At 56.4% G+C, this 23,588-nt stretch carries 25 protein-coding genes; 8 read left to right on the top strand and 17 right to left on the bottom strand.

Translation table 11 applies throughout. The annotated features are described in order from the left end of the window. The first annotated feature begins 110 nt into the window (after positions 1-110). Both AC2IBB_RS02130 and AC2IBB_RS02125 read left to right on the top strand, forming a co-directional pair. Positions 111-1,880, top strand: a complete 1,770-nt coding sequence (locus tag AC2IBB_RS02130; RefSeq protein ID WP_486331262.1) for a hypothetical protein — start codon at positions 111-113, stop codon at positions 1,878-1,880. Between the two features lie 41 nt (positions 1,881-1,921). After that, entirely contained in the window at positions 1,922-3,010 is a 1,089-nt protein-coding gene (locus tag AC2IBB_RS02125; protein WP_486331261.1) for an SMP-30/gluconolactonase/LRE family protein, read from the top strand. A gap of 16 nt (positions 3,011-3,026) precedes the next feature. On the opposite strand, the gene AC2IBB_RS02120 is transcribed toward AC2IBB_RS02125, so the two are convergent. Then, positions 3,027-3,266 carry a hypothetical protein gene (locus tag AC2IBB_RS02120; RefSeq protein ID WP_486331260.1) on the bottom strand — a complete coding sequence of 80 codons (240 nt, stop codon included), beginning with the start codon at positions 3,264-3,266 and terminating at the stop codon, positions 3,027-3,029. 279 nt (positions 3,267-3,545) lie between these two features. Here AC2IBB_RS02120 and AC2IBB_RS02115 point away from each other — a divergent pair, with 279 nt between their 5' ends. Continuing rightward, positions 3,546-3,902: a hypothetical protein gene (locus tag AC2IBB_RS02115; RefSeq protein ID WP_486331259.1), complete on the top strand. Its 357-nt coding sequence runs from the start codon at positions 3,546-3,548 to the stop codon at positions 3,900-3,902. Between the two features lie 29 nt (positions 3,903-3,931). Here the strand turns inward: AC2IBB_RS02115 and AC2IBB_RS02110 are convergent, their stop codons facing one another. The 5 genes from AC2IBB_RS02110 to AC2IBB_RS02090 form a co-directional block, all read right to left on the bottom strand. Next, positions 3,932-5,197: a serine hydrolase domain-containing protein gene (locus tag AC2IBB_RS02110; RefSeq protein WP_486331258.1), complete on the bottom strand. Its 1,266-nt coding sequence runs from the start codon at positions 5,195-5,197 to the stop codon at positions 3,932-3,934. 118 nt (positions 5,198-5,315) lie between these two features. Continuing rightward, positions 5,316-6,215 (bottom strand): heme o synthase, encoded by a 900-nt coding sequence (gene cyoE, locus AC2IBB_RS02105; protein ID WP_486331257.1) that lies wholly within the window; start codon positions 6,213-6,215, stop codon positions 5,316-5,318. Continuing rightward, on the bottom strand, positions 6,212-7,300 hold the full coding sequence (locus AC2IBB_RS02100; protein WP_486331256.1) for a COX15/CtaA family protein: 1,089 nt from the start codon (positions 7,298-7,300) through the stop codon (positions 6,212-6,214). The genes cyoE and AC2IBB_RS02100 overlap by 4 nt, the downstream gene beginning before the upstream one ends. Positions 7,301-7,394: 94 nt before the next feature. Continuing rightward, positions 7,395-8,018, bottom strand: coding sequence for a hypothetical protein (locus AC2IBB_RS02095; protein WP_486331255.1), 624 nt, complete (start codon positions 8,016-8,018; stop codon positions 7,395-7,397). Further along, positions 7,996-8,733, bottom strand: a complete 738-nt coding sequence (locus AC2IBB_RS02090) for an SURF1 family protein (protein ID WP_486331254.1) — start codon at positions 8,731-8,733, stop codon at positions 7,996-7,998. Before AC2IBB_RS02090 ends, AC2IBB_RS02095 begins: the two co-directional genes overlap by 23 nt. 132 nt (positions 8,734-8,865) lie before the next feature. On the opposite strand from AC2IBB_RS02090, the gene AC2IBB_RS02085 reads away from it, so the two are divergent. After that, entirely contained in the window at positions 8,866-9,069 is a 204-nt protein-coding gene (locus AC2IBB_RS02085; RefSeq protein WP_041598329.1) for a twin transmembrane helix small protein, read from the top strand. Positions 9,070-9,146: 77 nt separating this feature from the next. On the opposite strand, the gene AC2IBB_RS02080 is transcribed toward AC2IBB_RS02085, so the two are convergent. Genes AC2IBB_RS02080 through coxB form a run of 3 tightly spaced genes read right to left on the bottom strand, consistent with a single transcriptional unit; the run spans position 9,147 to position 12,826 of the window. Next, a complete protein-coding gene (locus tag AC2IBB_RS02080; protein WP_486331253.1) occupies positions 9,147-10,031 on the bottom strand; it encodes a cytochrome c oxidase subunit 3 in 885 nt (294 codons plus the stop codon). A 53-nt stretch (positions 10,032-10,084) separates the two neighbouring features. After that, complete coding sequence (ctaD, locus tag AC2IBB_RS02075) at positions 10,085-11,665, bottom strand: cytochrome c oxidase subunit I (RefSeq protein WP_486331252.1); 1,581 nt, start codon at positions 11,663-11,665, stop codon at positions 10,085-10,087. A 39-nt stretch (positions 11,666-11,704) separates the two neighbouring features. Then, a complete protein-coding gene (gene coxB / locus AC2IBB_RS02070; protein WP_486331251.1) occupies positions 11,705-12,826 on the bottom strand; it encodes a cytochrome c oxidase subunit II in 1,122 nt (373 codons plus the stop codon). Positions 12,827-13,072: 246 nt separating this feature from the next. Between coxB and AC2IBB_RS02065 the strand changes: the two genes are divergently transcribed. Together AC2IBB_RS02065 and AC2IBB_RS02060 are read left to right on the top strand one after the other, a co-directional pair. Further along, entirely contained in the window at positions 13,073-14,407 is a 1,335-nt protein-coding gene (locus AC2IBB_RS02065) for an MATE family efflux transporter (RefSeq protein WP_486331250.1), read from the top strand. A 93-nt stretch (positions 14,408-14,500) separates the two neighbouring features. Beyond that, complete coding sequence (locus AC2IBB_RS02060; protein ID WP_486331249.1) at positions 14,501-15,148, top strand: hypothetical protein; 648 nt, start codon at positions 14,501-14,503, stop codon at positions 15,146-15,148. A 126-nt stretch (positions 15,149-15,274) separates the two neighbouring features. Here AC2IBB_RS02060 and AC2IBB_RS02055 read toward each other — a convergent pair whose 3' ends face one another. After that, a complete protein-coding gene (locus AC2IBB_RS02055; protein WP_486331248.1) occupies positions 15,275-15,514 on the bottom strand; it encodes a YheV family putative zinc ribbon protein in 240 nt (79 codons plus the stop codon). A 69-nt stretch (positions 15,515-15,583) separates the two neighbouring features. After that, positions 15,584-17,617, bottom strand: a complete 2,034-nt coding sequence (gene prlC / locus AC2IBB_RS02050) for an oligopeptidase A (protein ID WP_486331247.1) — start codon at positions 17,615-17,617, stop codon at positions 15,584-15,586. 210 nt (positions 17,618-17,827) lie between these two features. On the opposite strand from prlC, the gene AC2IBB_RS02045 reads away from it, so the two are divergent. Together AC2IBB_RS02045 and AC2IBB_RS02040 are read left to right on the top strand one after the other, a co-directional pair. Then, positions 17,828-18,370, top strand: a complete 543-nt coding sequence (locus AC2IBB_RS02045) for a gamma carbonic anhydrase family protein (protein WP_486331246.1) — start codon at positions 17,828-17,830, stop codon at positions 18,368-18,370. Between the two features lie 229 nt (positions 18,371-18,599). Continuing rightward, the gene (locus AC2IBB_RS02040) at positions 18,600-19,049 is read left to right on the top strand and encodes an Hsp20/alpha crystallin family protein (RefSeq protein WP_486331245.1); all 450 of its coding nucleotides are present in this window, start codon (positions 18,600-18,602) and stop codon (positions 19,047-19,049) included. 74 nt (positions 19,050-19,123) lie between these two features. On the opposite strand, the gene AC2IBB_RS02035 is transcribed toward AC2IBB_RS02040, so the two are convergent. The 6 genes from AC2IBB_RS02035 to tsaC form a co-directional block, all read right to left on the bottom strand. Further along, positions 19,124-19,432 carry a PA4642 family protein gene (locus AC2IBB_RS02035; RefSeq protein ID WP_486331244.1) on the bottom strand — a complete coding sequence of 103 codons (309 nt, stop codon included), beginning with the start codon at positions 19,430-19,432 and terminating at the stop codon, positions 19,124-19,126. Between the two features lie 84 nt (positions 19,433-19,516). Continuing rightward, positions 19,517-20,344, bottom strand: a complete 828-nt coding sequence (locus AC2IBB_RS02030) for a flagellar motor protein MotB (protein ID WP_486331243.1) — start codon at positions 20,342-20,344, stop codon at positions 19,517-19,519. Further along, positions 20,341-21,129, bottom strand: coding sequence for a motility protein A (locus AC2IBB_RS02025; protein WP_486331242.1), 789 nt, complete (start codon positions 21,127-21,129; stop codon positions 20,341-20,343). Before AC2IBB_RS02025 ends, AC2IBB_RS02030 begins: the two co-directional genes overlap by 4 nt. A gap of 109 nt (positions 21,130-21,238) precedes the next feature. After that, positions 21,239-22,051, bottom strand: coding sequence for a shikimate dehydrogenase (gene aroE / locus AC2IBB_RS02020; RefSeq protein WP_486331241.1), 813 nt, complete (start codon positions 22,049-22,051; stop codon positions 21,239-21,241). Positions 22,052-22,099: 48 nt separating this feature from the next. Continuing rightward, positions 22,100-23,005 carry an oxygen-dependent coproporphyrinogen oxidase gene (hemF, locus tag AC2IBB_RS02015; RefSeq protein ID WP_486331240.1) on the bottom strand — a complete coding sequence of 302 codons (906 nt, stop codon included), beginning with the start codon at positions 23,003-23,005 and terminating at the stop codon, positions 22,100-22,102. A 10-nt stretch (positions 23,006-23,015) separates the two neighbouring features. Beyond that, positions 23,016-23,570: an L-threonylcarbamoyladenylate synthase type 1 TsaC gene (gene tsaC, locus AC2IBB_RS02010; protein ID WP_486331239.1), complete on the bottom strand. Its 555-nt coding sequence runs from the start codon at positions 23,568-23,570 to the stop codon at positions 23,016-23,018. Positions 23,571-23,588: the final 18 nt, after the last annotated feature.

The raw sequence follows: 23,588 nt of genomic DNA, 5'->3' as shown, positions 1-23,588 counted from the left end.
GCCACTTTCCTCTTGTCCTTTGTAAACATTTGTTAAACCTATCAACGAATTTCCGCTTGCTCCCCGCTAGATTGATTCGCTGACAAAAACAAAAAAGGACAGGGACCACCATGCGAATCCACTGTGGCGCACTGCTTATCGTCAGCCTGCTGACGCCGCTTCTGAGCGCCTGCGGCGGCGAAGAATCCGATGTATCCACACTGCGCGAACCTCGCGAGCCGGAGCAACCGCCGCCGCCCAACGCCAATTTCCACGGAGTCGTGTTGGATGGTTATCTGCGCCAGGCCAAGGTATGGCTGGACCTGAACGGGGATTATCTCGCCGGCGATGACGAACCCTCGGTGATGAGCGGCGCTGGCGGCGAATTCGAGTTTATTCCTGAGCAGCTGGCCAATGTGGATGATCCCAAGCAATATCCGCTCATGGCGTATGCGCTTCCCTGCGTCACTCAGGATGAAGATCTGATGAACGCCGCCGTTCCCCTCGCCACGGATTGCGCTTCCACCGAACCGGGATTGGTGGACAGAGCCTATTTCCTGATGGCGCCGCCCGGAAGCCCGGTCATCTCCCCGCTGACCACCCTGGTGCGCATGCAATACGACCTGATGCGGGAGAAGAACCCGGCGACCACGGTTGAGCAAGCTCATCAACGCACGCGGGAGCGGGTAGGCTTCAATAACAACTACCTGTTCGATTACGTCAAAGGCGGACAGTATCGTCACCATGTCTACGCGAAGGCGTTCGCCACAGCGCTGCAGAACATGATGACGGAGGAAGCGCAAAGTATCGACGCCGCACAGCGTCTCGACAATCTGGACGCCGCCAAAGTAAAAGTGATGAGCGCCAGTCTGCTGCATAACGCCCCTAAGATCGCTTACGCGGCGTCAGGCGTGATGAAGGATATACGCTCCACGGACGACTTCGCAGCCTATGACTTTTCTCCCTGGAAAACATCGTTGCAGTATGAAAACGCCCTGGACGACCCCCTGCTGATCAAAGAAATAAACTGGTACGTGCATACGGACACGGAAAGCGCGGCGATAGAAGGACGCAATGACAACGAGGTGAAGCTATTCGCCCTCGCCGGCCTACAGGACCCACAACGCAAACATGTCGGTCGCGCCGGACTGACCTACGACTCCAAAGGCGAGGCCGCCGCCGTGCGTCTGGACGGCGGCGTGGATATGAGCCGGCGCGCCTTGTCCCTGGACGCCTATGTCTCTTCACTGAGCCTGGACCCGTTGTATACGGAGATTTCCCCGGCGGATGGCGAGTGGGACGTCGTCAACGCTCTAACGCTGGATCGCGGTCGTTGGGTGGAAACGTTCAGCAAGGTCGGCGACGCCCTATTGAGTCAACGCACCAGTGAGACAGTAACCGGCCAGATGAGACCGCAAAAAGACGCCGGCGCGGGACTCGTGCGCATCAATTCCTATTCCACTGACAGCACCACCCACAATCAAGTGCTGGTCAGACGCTCTTTCGTCTTTGACGGCTACGGGCGCCTGTCCCATGACACTTATGATAACGACCTGGAAAAACTCACCACGCAATACGCCTACGCCAGTGACGGCCGCCTGAACGGCGCCCGCACCTTTACGGACAAGCCGGAGACCTCCTGCGTTACGGAGCCGGGATGTGAGATGGCGATCTCCAACTATAGCTACGACGCTGACGGCCGCAGACTGACGCGACGCTATGCCGACATTCACGATCGCTATTTCGAGTGGTGCGAGCACTACGTGTACCGGGAGGACGGGCTGCTGGATTACGTCTACCTGGAACGTTACGCCGCAGGCGCCGAGCCCCAGGGCGAAGACGGCGACGTCATTGTGCTGGCGACTTACGAGTATGACGCATTACATCGCCTGATGGAGTAACCTATCCCCTTTAACGAACGGACAGGAACCGACGCAGGATAATGAAAGCCTCCTTCAGACTATTGGCTGTGGTAGGGGTCATCTTACTGACCTATTTTGTATTCTCACCCGCAGTCATCAATCCGGAAGCCTACGATGCGCCATCGGCGCCGGATCTGGAAGGCCCCTACGCTCCCAATCAGCGCCTGCTGGAAGCGGAACTGATTGGCGAGGGACGCCTGGACGGCCCCGAAGACGTGGACCAGGACGCCGACGGCGCCGTTTACGCCGGACTCGCCAACGGCGACCTCATTCGCATCAGTAAAGATGGCGAGTTAGAAGTCCTCGCCAATACCGGCGGACGTCCACTTGGCCTGGAGTTCAACCCGGCCGGCGACCTGATCGTGGCGGACGCGGCTAAAGGGTTATTGCAACTGGATAATGAAGGCAAGCTCACTGTGCTGACCAGCAAGGCGGATAATTTGCCTTTCGGCGTCGCCGACGATGTGGATGTCGCCAAAAACGGCGTTATTTATTTCAGCGACGCCAGCTGGCGCTGGGGCGTGCATGAGCATCGCCTGGATTTGATAGAAAGCCGTCCTCACGGAAGGCTGCTCCGTTATGATCCCGGCACCGGGGTCACAACGGTTTTGCTGGAAGATTTGTACTTCGCCAACGGCGTCGCTCTATCCAAAAACGAAGACTTCGTGGCGGTGTGCGAAACCGGACGCTATCGGGTGCGCCGTTACTGGCTGCAGGGTCCAAAGCAAGGAACCAGCGACATGCTGATAGAGAACCTGCCAGGCTTTCCCGACGGCGTCTCCAGCAATAAAGACGGAATGTTCTGGATTGCCCTGATCGCGCCGCGTAATGGCGTGCTGGATTTCCTGCATTCCTTTCCCTGGCTGAAAAGCCGCATGTCCAAATTGCCGGAAGCGATGCAGCCGCAGGCGGAGCGTTATGGATTCGTGCTGGGAATCAATGAGCAGGGGGATGTTTTGCATAACCTGCAGGACCCTGAGGGCGAGCGCCTGCACACCATCACTTCTGTGGAGCAAGTCGGCGACGTCCTGTTGATCGGCACGCTCACGGGAGACCGGATCGGCCGTTTGTCTTTAACCCGCGACGAGAACGCAAGCCAGGAACAGTGATCCAGGCATGGCGGATCTACGCCATGCCGTCCGCCAATTTGGCGATACTGGCTGCTTTGTCCGTGATCCAATGGGATGAGTGACTGAGATGCGTATCGATCATGCGAATCAACTCACGATTGCGCACCAGCAAATCGCTGTAGAAATTCACCATCGTTTTGTTCGGGTTCGGGGAGCGTAATAACTCTTCGAGCTCTTTTTCCGCCAACGCTAACTCTTCCTGCAAGCGACAACGCTGAGCCTCAAGGGTGTTCATGGCTTACGACTTCCTGTAGTTATTTGGCCTCCCGGAGCGCCCGCCTTCGGGATAGGTAGAAACCAGTATATCCACAATCCTTCCACAATTGGAGAAATAGTTCAAAATTTAACCTTAACACACATTCCTGTTACATAACGCCAGCCCTGGCCAAGTCTAACGTTACCGCCGCCACGGCGACTAAATCGGGCGGGAATGTCCTGTTTTCAGGCGCCTGCGCCAGTTTTTGCTATGCTGAATGTAGAACGTTCCAAGCTTATCCGTAAATTTGAGGCGCACATGACACCCGCAAAAATATCCGATGCCTGCACCGAGTTCCTCAGCTTGATAGAAGTGTTGGACGACGCTTATTGGGAAGCGTCCACCATCACTAACAAGGATACGATTTATGATGTGCTGAGCGTGTTCCAGCAGGAGGCGTCCGAACTGAATAAACTCAGTATCCAGGACCACCATTACCCTTATGAAATGATCACGGAGGGCATCCGACAGGTCAGCCCCAAACTGCATCGTTTGCAGGCGTCGGTCTCCCAAGTCGTGGAGCGCACCCAAACCCAGGTCAGACTGCGACAGTTATTGAAAAACGTCATGTTGATTATCGAGCAGCAGGCTAACCGCTGGTCCAGTCACGAGTAACTACAGGCCCCGAATTCGCGTCGCTCCAACTACAGAGCGAGCGGCGCGCACTGCAGATTGATTTGCCGGATCAACGCCGCCAGTCGCGGCAGATGGTGCGCCAATAAAGCCAGACCGGTCGTGAGCAACGCCACTGAAATATCTCTACCCGGGTCCGCCCAACAGAATTTATTGATCAACCCGATATGGCCGAATGCGCGCTCTGTCTTCGGCCCCCATAATCCCACAGAATCGCCTCCCAACATGAATCCCGCGCTGTAGCGCATGGGAATCATCATGGTGCGGTCAAAGGTGCAGCCGCCAAATTCCTGAGTCGCCCGCTTAACCGTGACAGGTTGCAGAATCCGCCGCCCCCGCCACTCGCCGCCATTCAACAGCATCTGGAAAAATCGCGTGGTTTCTTCCGCCGTGGCGTACAGATTGGCGGCGGGAATAACGGCGTCCATCCAACGTCTTTCATTGGAGATTTCCGCAGCGGCGGACATATTCGCGCCCAACGCCCGCTTAAGCGCCCAGGACACCGGAAACGGCGCGTCAGGGCCGGTGGCGTAGTTGAGCGCGACGGCACTCTTGCCAGCCTCCTGCAGGCCAAAGGTAAAGTACTTCATCTCCAATGGCGCGCGCAGCGTCTGCTCCAGATAGTCCGTGATACCCGCGCCGGTGACTTTTTCCAACACCCTTTGCAGCACAAACCCGCCGGTAATAGCGTGATAAGCCAGCTTGCCGCCATCCACCGCAATGGGCTTGGCGGCGCAAAGCAGCTTCCATACCTGCTCTTGATCGTACAACGTATCCAGAGATTCGTGAGCAGGCAGACCGGGGATGCCGCCCCGGTGTGAGAGAATCTGATGAATGGTGATATTGCGTTTGCCGCACTTGCCGAATTCCGGCAGATAAAAGCTCACCGGGTCCAGCAGATTGATCAGTCCCTCTTCCGCCAGCTTATGCATCAACACGGCAGTGACCGCCTTGGAAGCGGAAAACAGGCATACCGGGGTGGCGGTGGTCATCGGTTGACGGAGCGCATCAGACGCGTCGCCGGGGCCGCCGCCGCTGGCGTAACCAATAGCGCGATTGAGAATAACGCATCCTTTGCGGCGTATGCATAGACTGATCGCCGGCTGGGTGCCGGTGGCGTACAGGCGCTCCACCGACCGCCAGATCTGCTGCACGCCTTCCGGCGCAACGTCCACCCGCTCCGGGCAGACTTCCAGACCTTCATCAATGACGCTCACCTGCGCCGGATCGGCGGCGACCTTCGCCAGGCGCAGAGGGTTTCGCAATAGGCTCAACATAACAGCACTTCCACGTTGGCGGAAAAAACGTCCTACGTAGCTGTTAAATTCTAGACGCTTTTACGCAGAAGCCCAGAGCTAAACGACGTCTTTCCCCTGGGCGTCTGCGATTGGTCTGCTATGACAAAGTCACCGGAATATAGTGATCCGCCAGCAGCGCCACGAATAACAGCATCAGATAGGTGATGGAGTAGCGGAAAGTCTTGATAGCCGCATGCTTGCGCGAATCCCGCCACATCGCCCAGGCCCAATCCAGAAAGCGCAGCCCCAACGCCAGCGCAGCGACGAAGTATATCCAGCCGCACATGCCGGTGATAAAAGGCAGCATGCTGGCGGCGAATAACATCAGGGTGTACAGCAGAATGTGCAACTTGGTGTAGCGGTCGCCATGGGTCACCGGCAGCATGGGCACGCCGGCCTTGGCGTATTCGTCTTTGCGATGCACCGCCAGCGCCCAGAAGTGCGGCGGCGTCCAGGCGAAAATGATCAACACCAGCAACAGCGCATGGGGGTCCACGGTTCCGGTTACAGACGTCCAGCCCAACAGGGGCGGCGCCGCGCCGGCCAGACCGCCCAGCACAATATTCTGCGGTGTAGCCCGCTTCAGAAACAGGGTGTAAACCACTGCATAGCCGATCAGCGACGCCAGAGTCAGCCAGGCGGTCAACGGGTTCACGCCCCAGGCCAGAATCGCCATGCCCACCACCGCCAGAGAGAAGGCGAACGTCAGCGCATGTAGGTTATCCACCCGCCCTTGCACTATGGGACGTTTCTGCGTGCGCGCCATCACCGCATCGATTTTCTGGTCGACGATATGGTTGATCGCCGCCGCCGAAGAAGCCAGCAAAGCAATGCCGAGGTTACCCAGAATCAGCGCATTCCAGGGCATCCCCTGGTCGCTGGCGAGCAGCATGCCCACCACCGCGGTCAGCATCATCAGCGCCACCACCCGGGGTTTGCACAGTTCGTAGTAATCGCGCCAGCCGGCGGCGGCCGTAGTGGAAGCGGTATTTTTCATGAGCGCACCTCTTTGGCAGTCCATAAACGGTATGTCACCCATACCAGGGAAATCAGCAGCAACGCCGCAACGCCGTTGTGGGCCACCGCTACCGGCAGCGGCACAAGCGCCACCACATTAGTCACGCCTAACGCGATCTGCAGGAGCAGCAACGCCCCGGTCAGAGCCAGGCTGCGCCTGAGAGGCGAACCCTGCGAGCGCCGCCAGGCGGCGATCAGAAAGCCGCCCAATACCAGCAGCACCGCCACGGCGCCCAGGCGATGGGTCATATGAATCGCAACTCTGGCTTCGTTATGCATCAGTCCGCCGAGATAATTGGGGCCGATGGTTTGGGTGAGATTAAAACCATGTTCGAAGTCCATCTCCGGCCATAGTTTTTCCTGACAGGTAGGGAAATCAGGGCAGGCCACGGCAGCGTAGTTCGATGTCACCCAGGCGCCGAGAAATATCTGCATGACCAGAAACGTCGCTGCGAGCAACGCCAGGGGCCTGAGTCGACGCCAGCGCTGCAACGTATCGGGAGAAACCGTCAGTGGCTGACTCATCAGCCGCATGGCCGTCAGCGCCAACAGGGTCAGCGTGCAGAAACCGCCCAGCAAGTGCGCGCTGACTATTTGCGGCCAGAGTTTGAGAGTGACGGTCCACATGCCGAAAAGGCCTTGCAGCACCACCAGGGCGCACAGGAAAAGAGAGAGTTTGCGAGGCGGCCGGCGGCCGGCGGGAGCGGCGCTGGGTGAGATATCGCGCCAGCAGAGCGCGGCGATGGCGAAAATCAGCAGACCCAGGGCGCTGGCGAAATAGCGATGCACCATCTCCGGCCAGCCTTTATGAACCTCCACTGGCGCATGAGGAAAACGGGCTTCCGCTATTTCAATTTCATGCGCTTCATTCGGCACCGTCAGAAAGCCGTAACAACCCGGCCAATCCGGACATCCCAGACCAGCATCCACCAGACGGGTGTAAGCGCCGAGCAGAATCACGCAGAAGGCCCAGATCGAGGTCAGTATGACCAGGCGACGCAGCCACTGCAGACGCGGGTTTACGACAGCCGACGTCACTACCGCCGGCGGGGCGACATAGTCCATTTTCCAAACGCCTCTTGTTATTGTTGTTACTGCATTCAGAAGTCGTTGATTTTACTGCCGGCTCAACGGCTCCCAGAGGAAGTCTTTCCTCACTCTAACCAATCTTGGATACTTTGAGAAGCCGCTTCAGATCCTCCAGGATCGCCTTGCCGTCGTGCTTCTCTGAATAATGCATCATGATATTGCCCAGCGGGTCCATCAACAGCATATCGTACGGTTGCAATTGAATATTGTGCTCGTTCAACTTCGCGCGCAGCCCCTCCATATCGACGCTGGAGAAGGGCGCGGGCAGCAGACGCGGATAATCATTCAGCGCTCGCCGCAACGATGCGTCGCCAGCGTCCGCCAGCAGCGCGCGGCCGACCCGGTCAGCTTCTCTTCCCAGGGCGATATTGACCTGACGAGTCAGGTATAACGCCTGCGAGCAACGTTCGCTACAGGCCTCTCCGGCGACGGTCAACATCAGCCACTGGCGTTTGCCGTCAGCCTGGGTGATTTCCTCCAGCCGCTCTGCAGGCAGATTCACGCCAATCTCAATGGCGTCCAAAGGCGGAATAATCAGGTCGCCATGATTGGTGGAGCCGGAGGGAATGCCGATGCGACCGAAATACATAACCATCGCGGCGATAAGCGGCGTCGCAGCTACCAGAATAATGCCCCAGAGTTTGAGACGCCCACGGGACGAAGGCGCGTTTTCAGCCATGGCCAGTTGTTCCAATGTCAGTTTCTCCTGCTTCTTCCAAGTTCTTATCTTCGCTATCGCCACGTCGCCATTTCCAGAACGTCAGCGCCACCAGCGCCAACGCCATGGCGAACCACTGCACAGCGTAGCCGTAATGTTTCTCCGGTCCCATCACCACCGGCTCCCATACCGGCGTCAGCGCGCCGGGCTGGTCAGGATCAAGCCGCAGCACCCAGCTCGCCAGCTGACCGGACATACGCTCACGCACCTCCTCCAGCTTGAGGGTCTGCACCCGGTAGGGCGCGGCTGTCGACGCTTCATTCGGGCCCATGGAATAGCTGTCCGAGAGCGTATCCGCACGCCCCTGCAAGGTCAGACTTCCCAGGGCCGCCGGAATCTGCGGCAGCACATTGCGATCCAGATCGCCCTGAATCCAGCCCCGCTCCACCATGACGCAAGCGTCGCCGCCGCGCAGGCAAAAGGGCGTGAATACCCGATATCCGAAGCGGCCTTCATGTATCTGATTGTCCAGCAGCCAGTCGCCTTCCTGGGCGTACAGGCCGGACAAGACAACGCGGGCGTAACGAGGCGGCGCTTCCAGGCTGTCATGACGCCGCGGCGCTTTGTCCTGCATCGTCAGATAAGCCTGCAGCCATTGCTCTTTTTCCTGCGCCCGCGATAGCTGCCAGCACCCCAGTCCCAGCAGGACCGGCAGCAGCAACAGGCTAAACAGCAGGATTTTCCAGTTCACGCATCGCCATCCCGACATACCGGCCGCACGCGTGCGGACAAACTTTTCAGCAACGTTTCAACGCCGCTGCGGAGTGCGTAGTCTGTCTGCAATGTCTTTGCTATAGTGAGCCGAAAAAATAAGAGGGAACCCATGAAAATCCTTGTTTTATTACTACTTACAGGCGCAGTCGTCAGTCTTTTCAGCGGTTTGTTTTTTCTGGTCAAGGATGACAGCACCAGTAAACGCACCGCTAAAGCGCTCACCTATCGCGTGGGCTTTTCCGTCGCCCTTATCGTCGTGCTGCTCGCCTTGTTGTTCAGCGGGCATTTGCAGTTGAATCCGACGCCCCACTAAACGTTAGGACGCCGCCGGAGCTCAAGGCTCCGGCGCAGTGAAAAGACCCAACGCAGGCATCGGGCCGATCATCAGAACTACATGATGTAAACCAGCACAAACAGACACACCCAAACCACGTCCACGAAGTGCCAATACCAGGCGGCGGCCTCAAAACCGAAATGTTGTTTTGCGGAGAAATGGCCTTTCATGTAACGCAGCATAATAACGGTCAGGATAATCGCCCCAAGGGTGACGTGCATGCCGTGAAACCCGGTCAACATGAAGAATGTCGTGCCGTAGATGCCGGACTCCAGCGTCAGATTCAGTTCGTGATAAGCCTCAATGTACTCATAGACCTGAAAGCCAAGGAAGATCGCGCCTAACAGAATGGTCAGCCCCAGCCACAATTTCACCTTTTCCCGCTCGTCCTTCTTGATAGCGTGATGCGCGAAGGTAATGGTCACACTGGAAGTCAGCAGCAGCACAGTGTTAAGCAGCGGAATGCTCCAGGGATTGATGACCGCGTCCGGCCCCGGAAACGCTTTCGGGTCGGGATTACTCATCAAAGGCCAGGTCCCCTCAAAATCCGACCAGAGCAACGTATTCATGGCGCCGTCGCCTTCCCCCGCCAACCAGGGGACAGCCAGGTAGCGCACATAGAAGAGCGCGCCGAAGAAAGCGGAGAAGAACATCACTTCGCTGAAAATAAACCAGGACATGCCCCAACGGAATGAGCGGTCCATTTGCGCGCTGTACAAGCCGGCCATGCTCTCCTTGGCGACATTGCCGAACCACCCAAACAGCATGTACACCATCACCAGGGAGCCAATGCCGAACATCCACCACCCGGTGCTGGTGTCGCCGCCGCCTTTGTTCACCATCACCGTCGCCAAACCGGACAGGGTCAGAAACAACCCCACCGTCGCGATGATGGGCCACTTACTCTGTTCCGGTACGTAATAACTTTGTTGCGTCGCCATAGGTCCTCCTGTGGCAGTTATCTTGTTCTTGTTATCTCAATACCCTTGCGCGCCTACTTCACAGTAGGCGGCTCAGAGAAGCTGTGATAGGGAGCCGGCGACGGCAGTGTCCATTCAAGACCGTCCGCGCCTTCCCAGACCTGAGCGGTGGCTTTTTTCCCGCCCCGGATGCATTTGATAACAATAAACAGGAACAGCAGTTGGGTGGTTCCAAAAACAAACGCGCCAACGCTGGATATCTGGTTAAAGTCGGCGAACTGCAGGGCGTAATCGGGAATCCGCCGCGGCATGCCGGCCAGCCCGACGAAGTGCATCGGAAAGAAGGTCAGGTTCAAGCCAATGAACGACATCCAGAAGTGCACTTTGCCAAGCCCCTCGTCATACATGTTTCCACACCATTTCGGCAGCCAGTAGTAGGTGGCGGCGAAGATAGAAAAGATCGCCCCCGGCACCAGCACGTAATGGAAATGCGCCACTACGAAATAGGTGTCGTGATACTGGAAGTCCGCCGGAGCGATCGCCAACATCAAACCGGAGAAGCCGCCGATAGTGAACAGAATCACAAAGGCGATGGCGAACAGCATGGGGGTCTCAAACGTGAGGGAACCCCGGAACATGGTGCTGACCCAGTTGAACACCTTCACCCCGGTAGGCACGGCGATCAGCATGGTGGCGTACATGAAGAACAGCTCCCCGGCCAGGGGTATGCCGACTGTGAACATGTGGTGCGCCCACACCACGAACGACAGGATCGCGATAGAGGCGGTGGCGTAAACCATGGACGGATAGCCGAACAGCGGCTTACGACTGAAAGTGGGAATGATATGAGACGCCACGCCGAAGGCGGGCAGGATCATAATGTAAACCTCGGGATGGCCGAAGAACCAGAATACGTGCTGGAACAACACCGGATCGCCGCCGCCCTCCGCTTTAAAGAAGCTGGTGCCGAAATTGATATCCATCAGCATCATGGTGACGACGCCGGCCAATACGGGCATAACCGCAATCAACAGGAAAGCGGTGATCAGCCAGGTCCAGACGAACAGGGGCATTTTCATCAGGGTCATGCCCGGCGCCCGCATGTTCAGAATGGTGGCGATGACGTTTATGGCCCCCATGATGGAAGAAATCCCCATCATATGCACCGCGAAGATGAAGTAATTCACGCTGTCCGGCGCATAGGTAGTGGACAAAGGCGCATAGAAGGTCCAACCGAAGTTGGGACCGCCGCCTTCCATAAACAGGGTGGACAGCAACATGGCGAAAGCAAATGGAAGTATCCAGAAGCTCCAGTTGTTCATCCTGGGCAGCGCCATGTCCGGCGCGCCGACCATCATCGGAATCAGCCAGTTAGCCAGCCCTACGAAGGCGGGCATGACCGCGCCGAACACCATGATCAGTCCGTGCATGGTGGTCATCTGGTTAAAAAATTCCGGATGGACGATCTGCATACCTGGCTCGAACAGTTCCGCCCGGATTATCAAGGCCATGACGCCCCCGGTGAGAAACATGGCGAAACTGAACCACAGGTACATGGAGCCAATGTCTTTATGGTTGGTGGTTAGTAGCCACCGCTTGAAGCCTTTAGCCGGACCGTGATGGTGATGCGCGTCAGCGCCTAGTACCGCACTCATGGTCAAACTCCTCTTAAATTGGTTGTGTGTCGCTGAGAACTACTTGTTCTTTAACTCTGCAACTTGTTGCGGAGTAATCATGTCGCCCATGTTGTTGCCCCAAGCATTACGCTCGTAGGTCACGATAGCGGCGATATCAACTTCACTCAGCTGCGCTCCGAACGCCTGCATGGCGGTGCCGGGCACCCCGTGCAATACGATTTCGGTGTGTTTCTCGATCGGGCCTTTGATCACGCCGTTGCCGATAAGGGCAGGGAATGTCGGCGGCAGACCGGCGCCATTGGCCTGATGGCACACAGCGCAACTGGACGCGTAGGTTTTCTCCCCGCGTGCAACCAATTCTTCCATCGTCCATTCTTTGTTTTTCAACTCGTATTCCTGACGAGCCAGTTCCTGTTTGGCCAGGAGCCATTCCTGATACTCTTCCTCAGGCACGGCTTTCACCACAACGGGCATGAAGCCATGATCCTTGCCGCACAGTTCGGCACATTGACCGCGGTATATACCGGGCTCCTGGATGACCGTCCAGGCCTCGCGGATATAACCGGGAATGGCGTCGCGCTTGACCGCAAGACTGGGCACCCACCAGGAGTGAATGACGTCTGCGGAAGTAACCAGAAAACGAATTTTCTTGTTTATCGGCAACACCAGAGGCTCATCCACTTCCAACAAGTAGTGCTCGCCCTTGTCGTCGCGGTTGTAGATCTGGTCCTGGGAAGTAGACAGATTACTGAAGAAGTTGACGTCCTGGTTCAGGTATTCGTATCGCCATTTCCATTGGTAACCGGTGATTTTGATATCCATATCCGCTTCACTGGCGTCATACATTTTGACCAGCGTACCGGTCGCGGGTATGGCCATGCCAATGAGAATAAGGAAGGGAATAACAGTCCAGATAATCTCGACTGTCGTACTTTCATGGAACTGGGCGGGTTTCGCCCCTTTACTCTTGCGGTGATTGAAGATCGACCAGAACATGACTCCAAACACCACTATCCCTATGATCACGCAGATCCAGAAAATAGTCATGTGGAGGCTGTATACTGACTGACTCACTTCCGTCACCCCGGGAGTCATATTCAATTCCCAGGCGGCCGAAGCGGACGCAGATACAAACGGAACGGGCGAAGCCACCGCTATTGCGCGTCTTCGTGACATCATATTATTGTGTCTCCACAGCTTAGTTTTTATTGTTACTGCCGGACACTTCCTGCAAGACGGCCCGCCTACAACGGTCCGTCGACTACTTTTGTAGGAAGTCAAATGCAAGGTACAGCGCCAGTATAGACAAACTTGGATCGGGCTGGCAATTGTTCAGTCATGGTTTAGGTAAAAAAGCTATCCAGCTGATTTCATGCACAAATCTGGTCACTTTCAGGATCTGACCATCACGTCTTCAGGAGTTTCATGAGCAATCCCCCGGCAACGCTTCACTTGCGTTTGTGGGCCCTCGCCTGGCCGTTAATTCTGAGCAATATCACCACGCCGTTGCTGGGTCTGGTGGACGCCGCCGTACTGGGACACCTGGACTCTCCGGTCTATCTCGGCGCCGTGGCGCTGGCGGGAAACCTGTTCACATTTCTGTTCTGGGCGTTCGGCTTTTTGCGCATGGGCGCCACCGGGCTGGCGGCGCAGTCCTGGGGCGCTGGAGATCAGGAAAGATTGATCCGCGAGTTTTTGCGGGCGGCGGCCATTGCGCTCGGCATCGGGTTATTCATGATCCTCAATCGCGCCTGGATTTTACCGCTGGGGCTGGAGTGGATGCAGGCCACTGGCGACATTTGGACGCAAGCGCACAACTATGCGGAAATCCGTATCTACAGTGCGCCCGCTGTGCTGATTCAATACTGTGTGGTGGGCTGGCTGATCGGCTGTCAGCGTACTCGCAGCGCATTAATTCTGGCGGTCAGCGCCAACATCGTGAATATCGTGCTGGACCTGCTGTTTGTGGTCGGCTTCGGCATGCGCGCTGACGGCGTGGCCTGGGCGTCGCTCATCGCTGAATACTACAGTCTGATCCTGGGTCTGTTCTTCGTCGTACGCGCCGATATCGGACAGTTTCTCGCACAAATGCGCAGTTCAGAGTTGTGGGCGCACAGCGCGTTCGCCAAGCTGCTCAGGCTCAACGGCGATCTCTTCATACGCACCATTCTGTTACTGTTCACCTTCGCCTTCTTCACCGCCCAAGGCGCCCAGCTGGGGACCAACGTGCTGGCCGCAAACGCCGTCTTGCTGACCTTTTTAATGATCATCTCCAACGCCCTGGATGGCTTCGCCAATGGCGTCGAAGCTCTGTGTGGAGAAGCTGTCGGCAAGCGCGATCAGGCCAAATTGCGCCGCATCGCCAGAGTAGGGGGAATCTGGTCGCTTTTCACCGCACTGTTGCTGACTCTGGCTTTCTGGCTGGGGGGCGACTGGCTGATCCACCGCCTCACCGATCTGGAAGTCATCCGCACAGAAGCAAGCCGTTATCTGATCTGGCTGATCCTATGCCCGCTGATCGGCGTGTGGAGTTATCTGTTTGACGGCGTTTTTGTCGGCGCGACCCAAGGCAAGGCGATGCGGGACACTATTATCGTCGCCACTTTGCTGGTGTTCCTGCCCAGCTGGTGGCTGACCCAGAGCTGGGGCAATCACGGCCTCTGGTTTTCACTCTGCTTATTCCTCGCGGCGCGGGGCGCCTATCAGGCGTGGCTGTACAAGACATTTTGTCAGCATGAAAAGTGGTTCATTACAAATTAGTATTACGCACTTTGCCAGCCCTTGACTAAACTGAAGTCATGCGTCTGGATTGATACAGTTTTTTATAGTTGTCACTTAGGGAAATCGTTATAGATGAGCCTCGCTGCAGTATACGAGATCATCAATCAGGCTAAGGCCGCAGAGCTTAAAACTCAAAACTACGCCAAGTGGCTTCGCCAGCAACTGGATTCTCTGCACCGAGTCATTGAACTGAATGGATCACAGCCGGTTGAGGATCTCAGTCGTTTCGTCGTCGATTATATCGAACTCGCTCCACGCCTGGTGGAATGCGTGACCTATTGCGCTGCGGCGAGCCAGACGGAAAAGTTGTTTGCGCCTTTCATTGAGAAGTCCATCCACTATTTCGCACATCCTTCCGTACTGGTATTGCGACATACCGGGCTGGACTGCCTGTTGATCATGGCCTATCAAAGCCATCGTTTGGTGGAAGAGCTGTATGAAAACAATCGCAGTCTTCGCAATAGCCCGATCTGCGACCTGCAGGCCACTCAGGCAAACCTGTTGGCCCATCATCTGATCGGCGAACCTTTCGCCAATGAGCTGGATCAGGCCACACACCTGACAGTACGCCAGATGGTGAGTCTACCGGACTTCTACCATCTGGACCTGTCGCCCTTTCTGGCGAAAACCAATACCAAACGCTGGCGGCCTCTGAACGAGGACTGGTTGAACCTGTTGGACAAGCATCACATCCGCATGAGCTTTCAGCCTCGTTGCTGACAGGGTTCCGATTATTAATCAGACAGACAGATATAATCAGACAGACAGATATAATCAGGTAGACAAATAACTTTCTTCTATTTGTCTGCAACGACAGAGCCTGCACATGTCAGGCTCGCATCGTCGTTACTGCTCTTTCTTGGGAGGGGGGTAGAACTTGATGGTCTGCACTTGCGCCTCCGCCTGTTTCGGTCGGGTGACGCGGGTTTGCAACTCTGCTGGCCCGTCAGCTTCGCGCAGCTTCTCAAAGAAGCCGCATGCGACGCACTCACGCACTTGCCGCCGCTCTTCGTCCGCGTAGCTGACAATCTTGTCCATCTCACCACAACGGGGGCACACCGCCCCCGCGATAAAACGCTTCACCATATACACTACTCAGGTAAATACGATCGCTGAATGTAGACAAGGCCTGCGTTCCAGGCCTTGTTATTTCTCTCAGGCGGCGATGCCGCTTTGACGCAGCAGCGCCTCCACTTCCGGCGGACGTCCACGAAACTCAATGAACAGATCCATCGGCTCCCGGCTGCCTCCTTTTTCCAGAATCGAGTGCAGGAAGCGTCGCCCCGTCTCAGGATCGAATACGCCGTTTTCCTCGAACAGGGAAAACGCGTCCGCCGCCAGCACTTCCGCCCATTTATAGCTGTAATAGCCTGCGGCGTAGCCGCCTGCGAAAATGTGGCTGAAGCCGTGCTGGAATCGGTTGAAGGCGGGCGGTTTGATCACTGCGACTTTATCCCGCACTTCGTCCAATACCTGCTGAATGGCGTAACCTTCCGAGCCATCGTATTCATGATGCAAGCGGAAGTCGAACAAAGCGAATTCAAGCTGACGCACCATCAGCATGCCGGACTGGAAGTTTTTCGCCGCCAGCATTTTCTCCAGTAGTTCTTTCGGCAACGGTTCACCGCTTTGGTAATGACCGGAAATCAGCGCCAGCGCATCTTCCTCCCAGCACCAGTTTTCCAGAAACTGGCTGGGCAGCTCCACTGCATCCCAAGGCACGCCGTTGATGCCGGAGACATCATTACATTCCACCGTGGTCAGCATGTGATGCAGAGCATGGCCGAATTCGTGGAACAGCGTAGTGACTTCATCATGCGTCAGCAGTGCGGGATGCTCTTCCGTCGCCGGGGCGAAGTTACAAGTGATAAACGCCACCGGTTTCTGCACGGAGCCGTCGTCCAGCCGGCGACGTACCGCATAGTCCGCCATCCAGGCGCCGCCGCGCTTATTCTCACGCGCGAACAAATCCATGTAGATCGAGGCGATTTCTTCGCCGTCGCGGCGCACTTTGAAGTAACGCACGTCCGAGTGATAGCTATCAAACTCAGTGACTTCATCAAGGGTGACGCCGAACAGACGCTGCACCACAGCGAACATGCCGTCGATAACTTTGGAGGCGGGAAAGTAGGGCTTCAGCTCTTCTTGAGACACCGCGTAACGGTGAAGGCGCAGTTTTTCGGAGTAAAAGCTTACATCCCAGGACTGCAGCTCCGCCTGACCCTGCTCTTTAGCGAACGCTTTCAGCTCATCAAATTCCTGTCGCGCCACCGCCACGGATTTTTCCGCCAGCTCATTCAGGAAGCCCAGCACCTCGTCCGGCGTACGCGCCATCTTGGTCGCCAGTGAATACTCCGCGTAGGTGTTGAAGCCCAACAGGCGCGCTTTCTCCAAACGCAACGCCAGGATTTCCTGCATCACCACGGAGTTATCCCAACGGCCCGCGTAAGGTCCTTGTTCCGAAGCGCGGGTGTTGTAGGCTTCGTACATTTCCTGGCGCAGTTCGCGGTTTTCGCAGTAAGTCATGACGGCGTAGAAACTGGGAAAATCCAGCGTCAGCACATAGCCTTCTTTGTCGCGGGATTTGGCGGCCTGACGCGCGCCCGACAACGCGGAGTCAGGCATGCCTTTAAGCAATTCCACATCTGTGACCTGTTTGGTCCAGGCCTGGGTTGCGTCGAGCACGTTATCGCTGAACTTGCTCCCTAACTCCGCCAGGCGCTGGGAGATTTCCATGTAGCGCGCTTTTTTGTCCTCCGGCAGATCAACGCCGGCCAAATGAAAATCGCGCAAGGTGTTGTCAATAGATTTACGTTGCGCTTCGCTGAGTGAACTGTATTCGTCAGACTCTTTAATGGCGTGATACGCGTCGTATAACGCCTTGTTCTGGCCAATCTCCGTGCCGTAGCGGGACAGCTCGGGAATGCAGGCATTGTAGACCTCGCGCAACGCTTCGCTGTTAAGCACACTGTTCAAATGGCTGACTGGCGACCACACATGGTTCAGTTTGTCCGACATGTTATCCATTTGCTGCGCCAGATTATCCCAGTTGAAAACGGGCTGGGCCGCCAGATTGGCGATGCGCTTTCTATTTTCGGCGAGTAGTGCGTCCATCGCCTCTTTGACATGTTCGGCGCGAATCTGTGAAAACGGGGGTAACGCCGTATCGGCGAGCAATGGATTGGTCATTGAAATATTCCTGAATTGACAAGTCTTCCGGGGTTGCTGATCGCAACGCCCCCGAACAATCAAAATGTGGGCGTTGGCGGCGGCTTTCAAGTAATACGCCGTGGAATCCTGCTTTAGAATAGTCCGATCAATGCTAAAGTAACAATCCGCCATTCGGGCTCTTGAGCCCATCCACGGCGCCTCAGTTTTTTTTCATGCTTGGAGTCCACCATGCCTGTGCGCACTTATCAGGGAATCACGCCGACGCAGGGAGAACGCGTCTTTATCGACCCCACCGCCGTCGTCATCGGCGATGTTCATCTGGGGGACGACTGTTCCGTATGGCCCACCGCCGTCGTACGCGGCGACATGCACCGTATCCGCATCGGCGCACGCACCAGCGTGCAGGACGGCTCGGTGCTGCATATCACCCATGCCGGACCTTTCAACCCCGACGGCTACCCGTTAACGATCGGTGAGGACGTGACCATCGGACACAAGGCCATCCTGCATGGCTGCACGCTTGGGAGCCGCATCCTTGTCGGCATGGGCGCCATCATCATGGACGGAGCCCATGTGGAGAGCGATGTAGTTATCGCCGCCGGCACACTGGTTCCTCCCGGTAAGCGTCTGGAAAGTGGTTACTTATACGTTGGCGCGCCAGCGAAACAAGCACGCCCGCTTAATGACAAGGAAAAAAAATTTTTCCAGTACAGCGCCGCTAATTACGTCAAATTGAAAGACCTGCATCGGCAGGAACACAGGAGCGAGTAAGGTGGACTCAGAGGGTGGGAGGAAATTGACGTAAATCAGAATATGATTTTTTTGTCATCAGGGCGCCCCTTGAAAACATTTTTAACGCCATTATTTCTATTATCACGATACGCAGCGTAACCGGGGCAAGACGTCACCCCAATCAGCAGTTTCAGGTGTAAATGATTACAGAGGGCCTGTCCCATCAGGCCAACCGATTTGTGCTTAAACTCTTTTTGGAGATAGAACTATGGCGATTACCCGTTGGAACCCGTTTTCTGAATTCGAAGATATTCTCGACCGTTATAACCGCTCTTTGCAGGGCCAGGCTCGCACCAGCGAAAACGGCAAAGAAGTGATCCGCAAGGCCGACTGGGCTCCTGCCGTGGATATCACGGAAACCAAAGAAGCGTTCTTGATCAAGGCTGAGTTGCCTGGCGTGGATAAAAGTCACGTCAAGGTGGCCGTGCACGAGGGCGTGCTGTCCATTCAGGGCGAGCGCAAGCTGGAGAAAGAAGAAGGCGATAAAAAACACCATCGCGTTGAGCGTTTCTACGGCGCTTTCGCACGCTCCTTCACGCTGCCGGATAATGTGGATGAAAACAACATTCGCGCAGAATACCGGGACGGCATTCTCACCTTGCATTTGAACAAGGTGGAAAAGGCGCAGCCTAAAGCGATCGAGATCAATGTGCAGTAAGTCGAACGACTTACCGTCACCGCCAACCATCTGGGGCGACACATAGTTCGCCCCTTATTTTTTAATCCTGCTTTTTACAGCTCAGCCGCTTTTTTACCGCCGGCGTCACGCAGAATTTGCGCATATTCAGCGCCACGAGCGTGCTCATCAACCCGATCCAGCATGGTTTCGCCTTCTGGACTCAACGCATTGATATTGCGGCCAGCTTCCGCAAAATAAGCGACAAAACGCGCATAATCGCGGGCCAGCATGTATTCATAGGCCTGCCGCAAAACATGATAATCGGGATCGGTTGCATCCCGCGGTTTCAGTTCCAGAAAGTCCTGAACCCGTTCATCGCTCCACTCCTCATCCACCACCTTCGGTTGTGAAGGACCGCTCATATCGTATTCACCTGCATATCATAGTTATTTACCGGGCCGAACATTCTACCTCGATCCTGCGCGGATATTGAAGGCTGCGCATACTCAGCTCAGCCTGCATTCCGCGTTTTTGATATGAATCTCCACACGCCGGTTTTGCGCCCGGTGATCATCGCTATCGTTGGGAACCAGGGGACGGGTTTCCGCCTGTCCTATGGCGCTCACGCGGCTGGCGTCGAGACGTCCATCCAACACCAGACGATGCACCACACTGACCGCTCTGGCTGCTGATAAATCCCAGTTGGAGCGGAACTTCGCCGACTCGATAGGGCGATCGTCAGTATGTCCGGTCACCAGAATGTCTCCCTTACAGTCGGCCAATACATCGGTGACTTTCATCAGCACCGGCAGCATGTATAGCTTCAACTCTTCGCTGCCGGAGGCAAAGGTGGCGCGCTCGGTAAAACTGAGCACGACGCCCTGGTCGTCAAACTTAATGTCCACCGCCTGATCCTCTATTTCATTCTCCAGCAAACTGATCATGCGCGACGCCAGGCGGTCATTCTCCATATAGGCCGCTTCACTCACGACTTCCTGACTGATATCCAAACTGGGTTCTACGCTGGATTGCGGCTCCGGTTGCTCCGTATCGCCCTTATCACGAATCACAGGCTCCAGTGGTACGGTAGGCGCGATATCGCCTCCCAAGGGATACATATCCGGCGCCCCCTGAGAAGAAGGAACCCAGGCCACGCCAAAGGCTTTACTCATGGAATAGGCGATGGCGCGATATTTTTCCGCATCCAGGCTGGAAAAGCTCAGCAGCAGAATGAAAAAGGTCAACAGCAATGTCATAAGATCGGCGAAAGTGACGATCCAGGCCGGCGCACCGACAGGCAATAATCCTCCGGATTGCTTACGCGGCTTGATCATGACTCTTCTTGCGCCGGCGTCGACCCAGGAAAGTCATCCATGGCGTCCAGCTCTGGCAGATATGACGCCAGCACATCTTTGATAATGCGCGGGTTCAGCCCTCTCACCATACTTAGAATGCCGCTGATAACGATCATGCGGTTACGTACTTCATCCTGGGTTTTCAGTTGCAGTTTGTCCGCCAGGGGCAACACGATAAGCTGGGCGATAAAGGCGCCATAAAAGGTGGTGAGCAATGCAATCGCCATGGCGGGTCCGATGGAGGAGGGGTCCTGCATATTGTTCAGCATCTGCACCAGCCCCACCAGGGTGCCCAACATACCCAGCGCCGGCGCCGACTCCCCCAGACCACGGAATACTTTCTCCGCCGTCTGCAGGCGCTCGACATACTGATGCGTATCTTCGAGCAGGACTTCTTCGATGAATTCAGGGGGATGGCCATCAACAGCGAGACCGACGGCTTTGCGTAGAAAGGGATGCGTAATATCAACCTTGTCCAGCCCCAGTAAGCCTTGTTTGCGCACAACATCCGCCAGTTGCCGCGCTTCGCGATACAGCTCCCATGGGTCCTGGGTTTTCTCAAGAAATGTGGTGGAGAAGGCCAGACGCACACTGCCGAAAAAATTACGCCAGCGGTACTTCACCAAGGTGACGGCGATGGAGCCGAAGACCACTATCATCAGCCCGGGAACATTGACGAAGTCCCAAAGCCCGGAGCCGGAAGCCACCGCTCCCAGCACCACGCCCATACCGAACAAAAGTCCCACCCAGGTGAGTATATCCATGTCGACCGTCCATACTTCGCGATGCCCAAGTAACAGGCTCAGGTTCGGCTAAAGCGAATCTAAGCGATTAAAATCATTAGCTTAAGCATAGTCAAAGTTGGCCGCGGCGCTAATCTCCCTGCCGTAATGCGGCCAGTACCGGCGCTGTATCCGGACGCACGCCGCGCCACAGGTGAAACGCCGCCGCGGCCTGCTCCACCAGCATGCCGAGCCCGTCACAGCATTGTCCCGCGCCGCGCGCTTTGGCCCAAGCGACGAATGCGGTGTCGCGCAGGCTGTACATCATGTCATAGGTGAACGTATGGGAAGCGATAACGGAATCCGGCAGGGGAGGAATGTCCCCCGCCAGACTTGCTGAAGTGCCGTTAATGATCACGTCGAACGGGCCTTCCAAGTCCCCGAACGCACTGGCGCTGACAGCGCCATTGCGGCCAAAGATGCGCGCCAGATCCTCCGCCTTGGAAACCGTACGGTTGGCGACCACAATAGAAGCGGGACCTTCATCCAGCAGCGGCGCCATAACGCCTTTTACCGCCCCGCCGGCGCCGACCAGCAAAATCTTCTTACCGCTTAACGCAACGCCCTGATTGACGCAGATATCACGGATCAGGCCTTCACCATCGGTATTATCGCCGAACAAACGCCCATCCCGGTGCAGCAATGTATTCACGGCGCCGGCAAGCTCCGCTATATGTGAGCGCTCACTTACAATATTCCAGGCCTGCTCCTTGAAGGGAACCGTAACATTCAGGCCTTTGCCGCCGCCGATAAAAAACGACTCCACTGTTTCCCGAAAACCGTCCAGCGGCGCCTGAATCGCCGTGTATTCGAGACATTCTCCCGTCTGCTGCGCAAACATCCCGTGAATTTTAGGGGACTTGCTATGGCTGACCGGATTGCCGACAACCGCGTACATATCCATGCTATACCTGCCTTTATTTGCGCTGATTTGGGTTTTGGCGTTGCGGGTTTACACCCAGTCCCGATGCTTCAAGTAATATTCCGTCAGACGGGCCTCATCCGAGCCCGGTTCCGGCGTCCAGGCATACTCCCAGCGCACCAGCGGGGGTAAGGACATCAGAATCGACTCGGTTCTGCCCCCGGACTGCAAACCGAACAACGTGCCCCGGTCATAAACCAGATTGAACTCGACATAACGACCGCGCCGATAGAGCTGGAAAGAACGCTCCCGCCCACCATAAGCCACATCTTTGCGGCGCTCCACAATGGGCAGATAGGCGGGCAGATAGCTGTTCCCGACTGCGCGCATGAAGTCGAACGAGCGCTCAAACCCCCAGGCGTTGAGATCATCGAAAAACAGTCCGCCAACGCCGCGGGCTTCATCGCGATGTTTCAGGTAGAAGTAGTCGTCACACCACTTTTTGTATTTGGGGTAAGTCTCCGCGCCGAAGGGCTCGCATGCCTGCGCCGCCGTCCGGTGCCAGTGGGCGCAGTCTTCATCAAAGCCGTAATAAGGCGTCAGATCGTAGCCGCCGCCAAACCACCACACTGGGTCTTCGCCCTCTTTTTCCGCCACAAAAAAGCGTACGTTGGCGTGGGAAGTCGGCGTATAAGGATTACGCGGATGCACCACCAACGAAACCCCCATCGCCTCAAAACTACGTCCCGCCAGTTCCGGACGGGCGGCGCTGGCGGAGGCAGGCAGTTGCGCGCCGCTGACATGGGAAAAATTGACGCCGGCTTTCTCAAACACGCCGCCCTCGCTGAGCACCCGGGTGCGCCCTCCGCCGCCTTCCTCTCTCTTCCAGGCGTCTTCTACAAATCCGTCGCCACCGTCAATGGCGGCTAAACCATTGCAGATCTCGTCCTGCAATCCCAGAAGATAATTCTTAACCTGCGTAATCTGTTGCTGCATGAAGTCGCCTTTATTGTCTGAGAATGGCGCCGGTGACGGCGTCGCGGATTTGACTGGGCTTATTCAGTCCACTCAGCCTGCCGGGAAGATAGTGGTCGACGCCGGACTTAAAATAACGGCGACAGTCGAAAAGCGTGCGCGCCGGTTCCCTGGTCGCAGGGTTGGCGGAAGTGGAAACGATAGGCCCGCCAAACGCTCTGGTCAGTTCCGCCACCAGAGGATGCGCCGTCACACGAATGGCTATGGCGTCGTGGGCGCCGCGAACCAATGGCGCATATACGCCGGGATCTGGAACTACCCAGGTAACGGGCCCTGGCCAGGTCGCCTGCATCTGGTCTTTCTGTAGCTGCGGCAGCCTGTCCAGCAAAGGAGCAAAGTGCTCAATCTGACCCGATATGAGGATCAACCCTTTGCGCCAGGGTCGACGTTTAAGTTGCAGAATGCGGTTCACCGCGTCTTCGCACGAGGGATCACATCCCAACCCCCATACCGCTTCTGTGGGATAAGCAAGTACGCCGCCACGGCTGAGAACGGACACCGCTTTCTGAATAAACCACGCTGACAAGTTTTGCCCCTCCGGATA

The organism is Hahella sp. NS-SX17 (assembly GCF_057367735.1).
The sequence above is the reverse complement of the archived record's forward strand: the minus strand, read 5'-3'. Positions and strand labels throughout refer to the sequence as shown.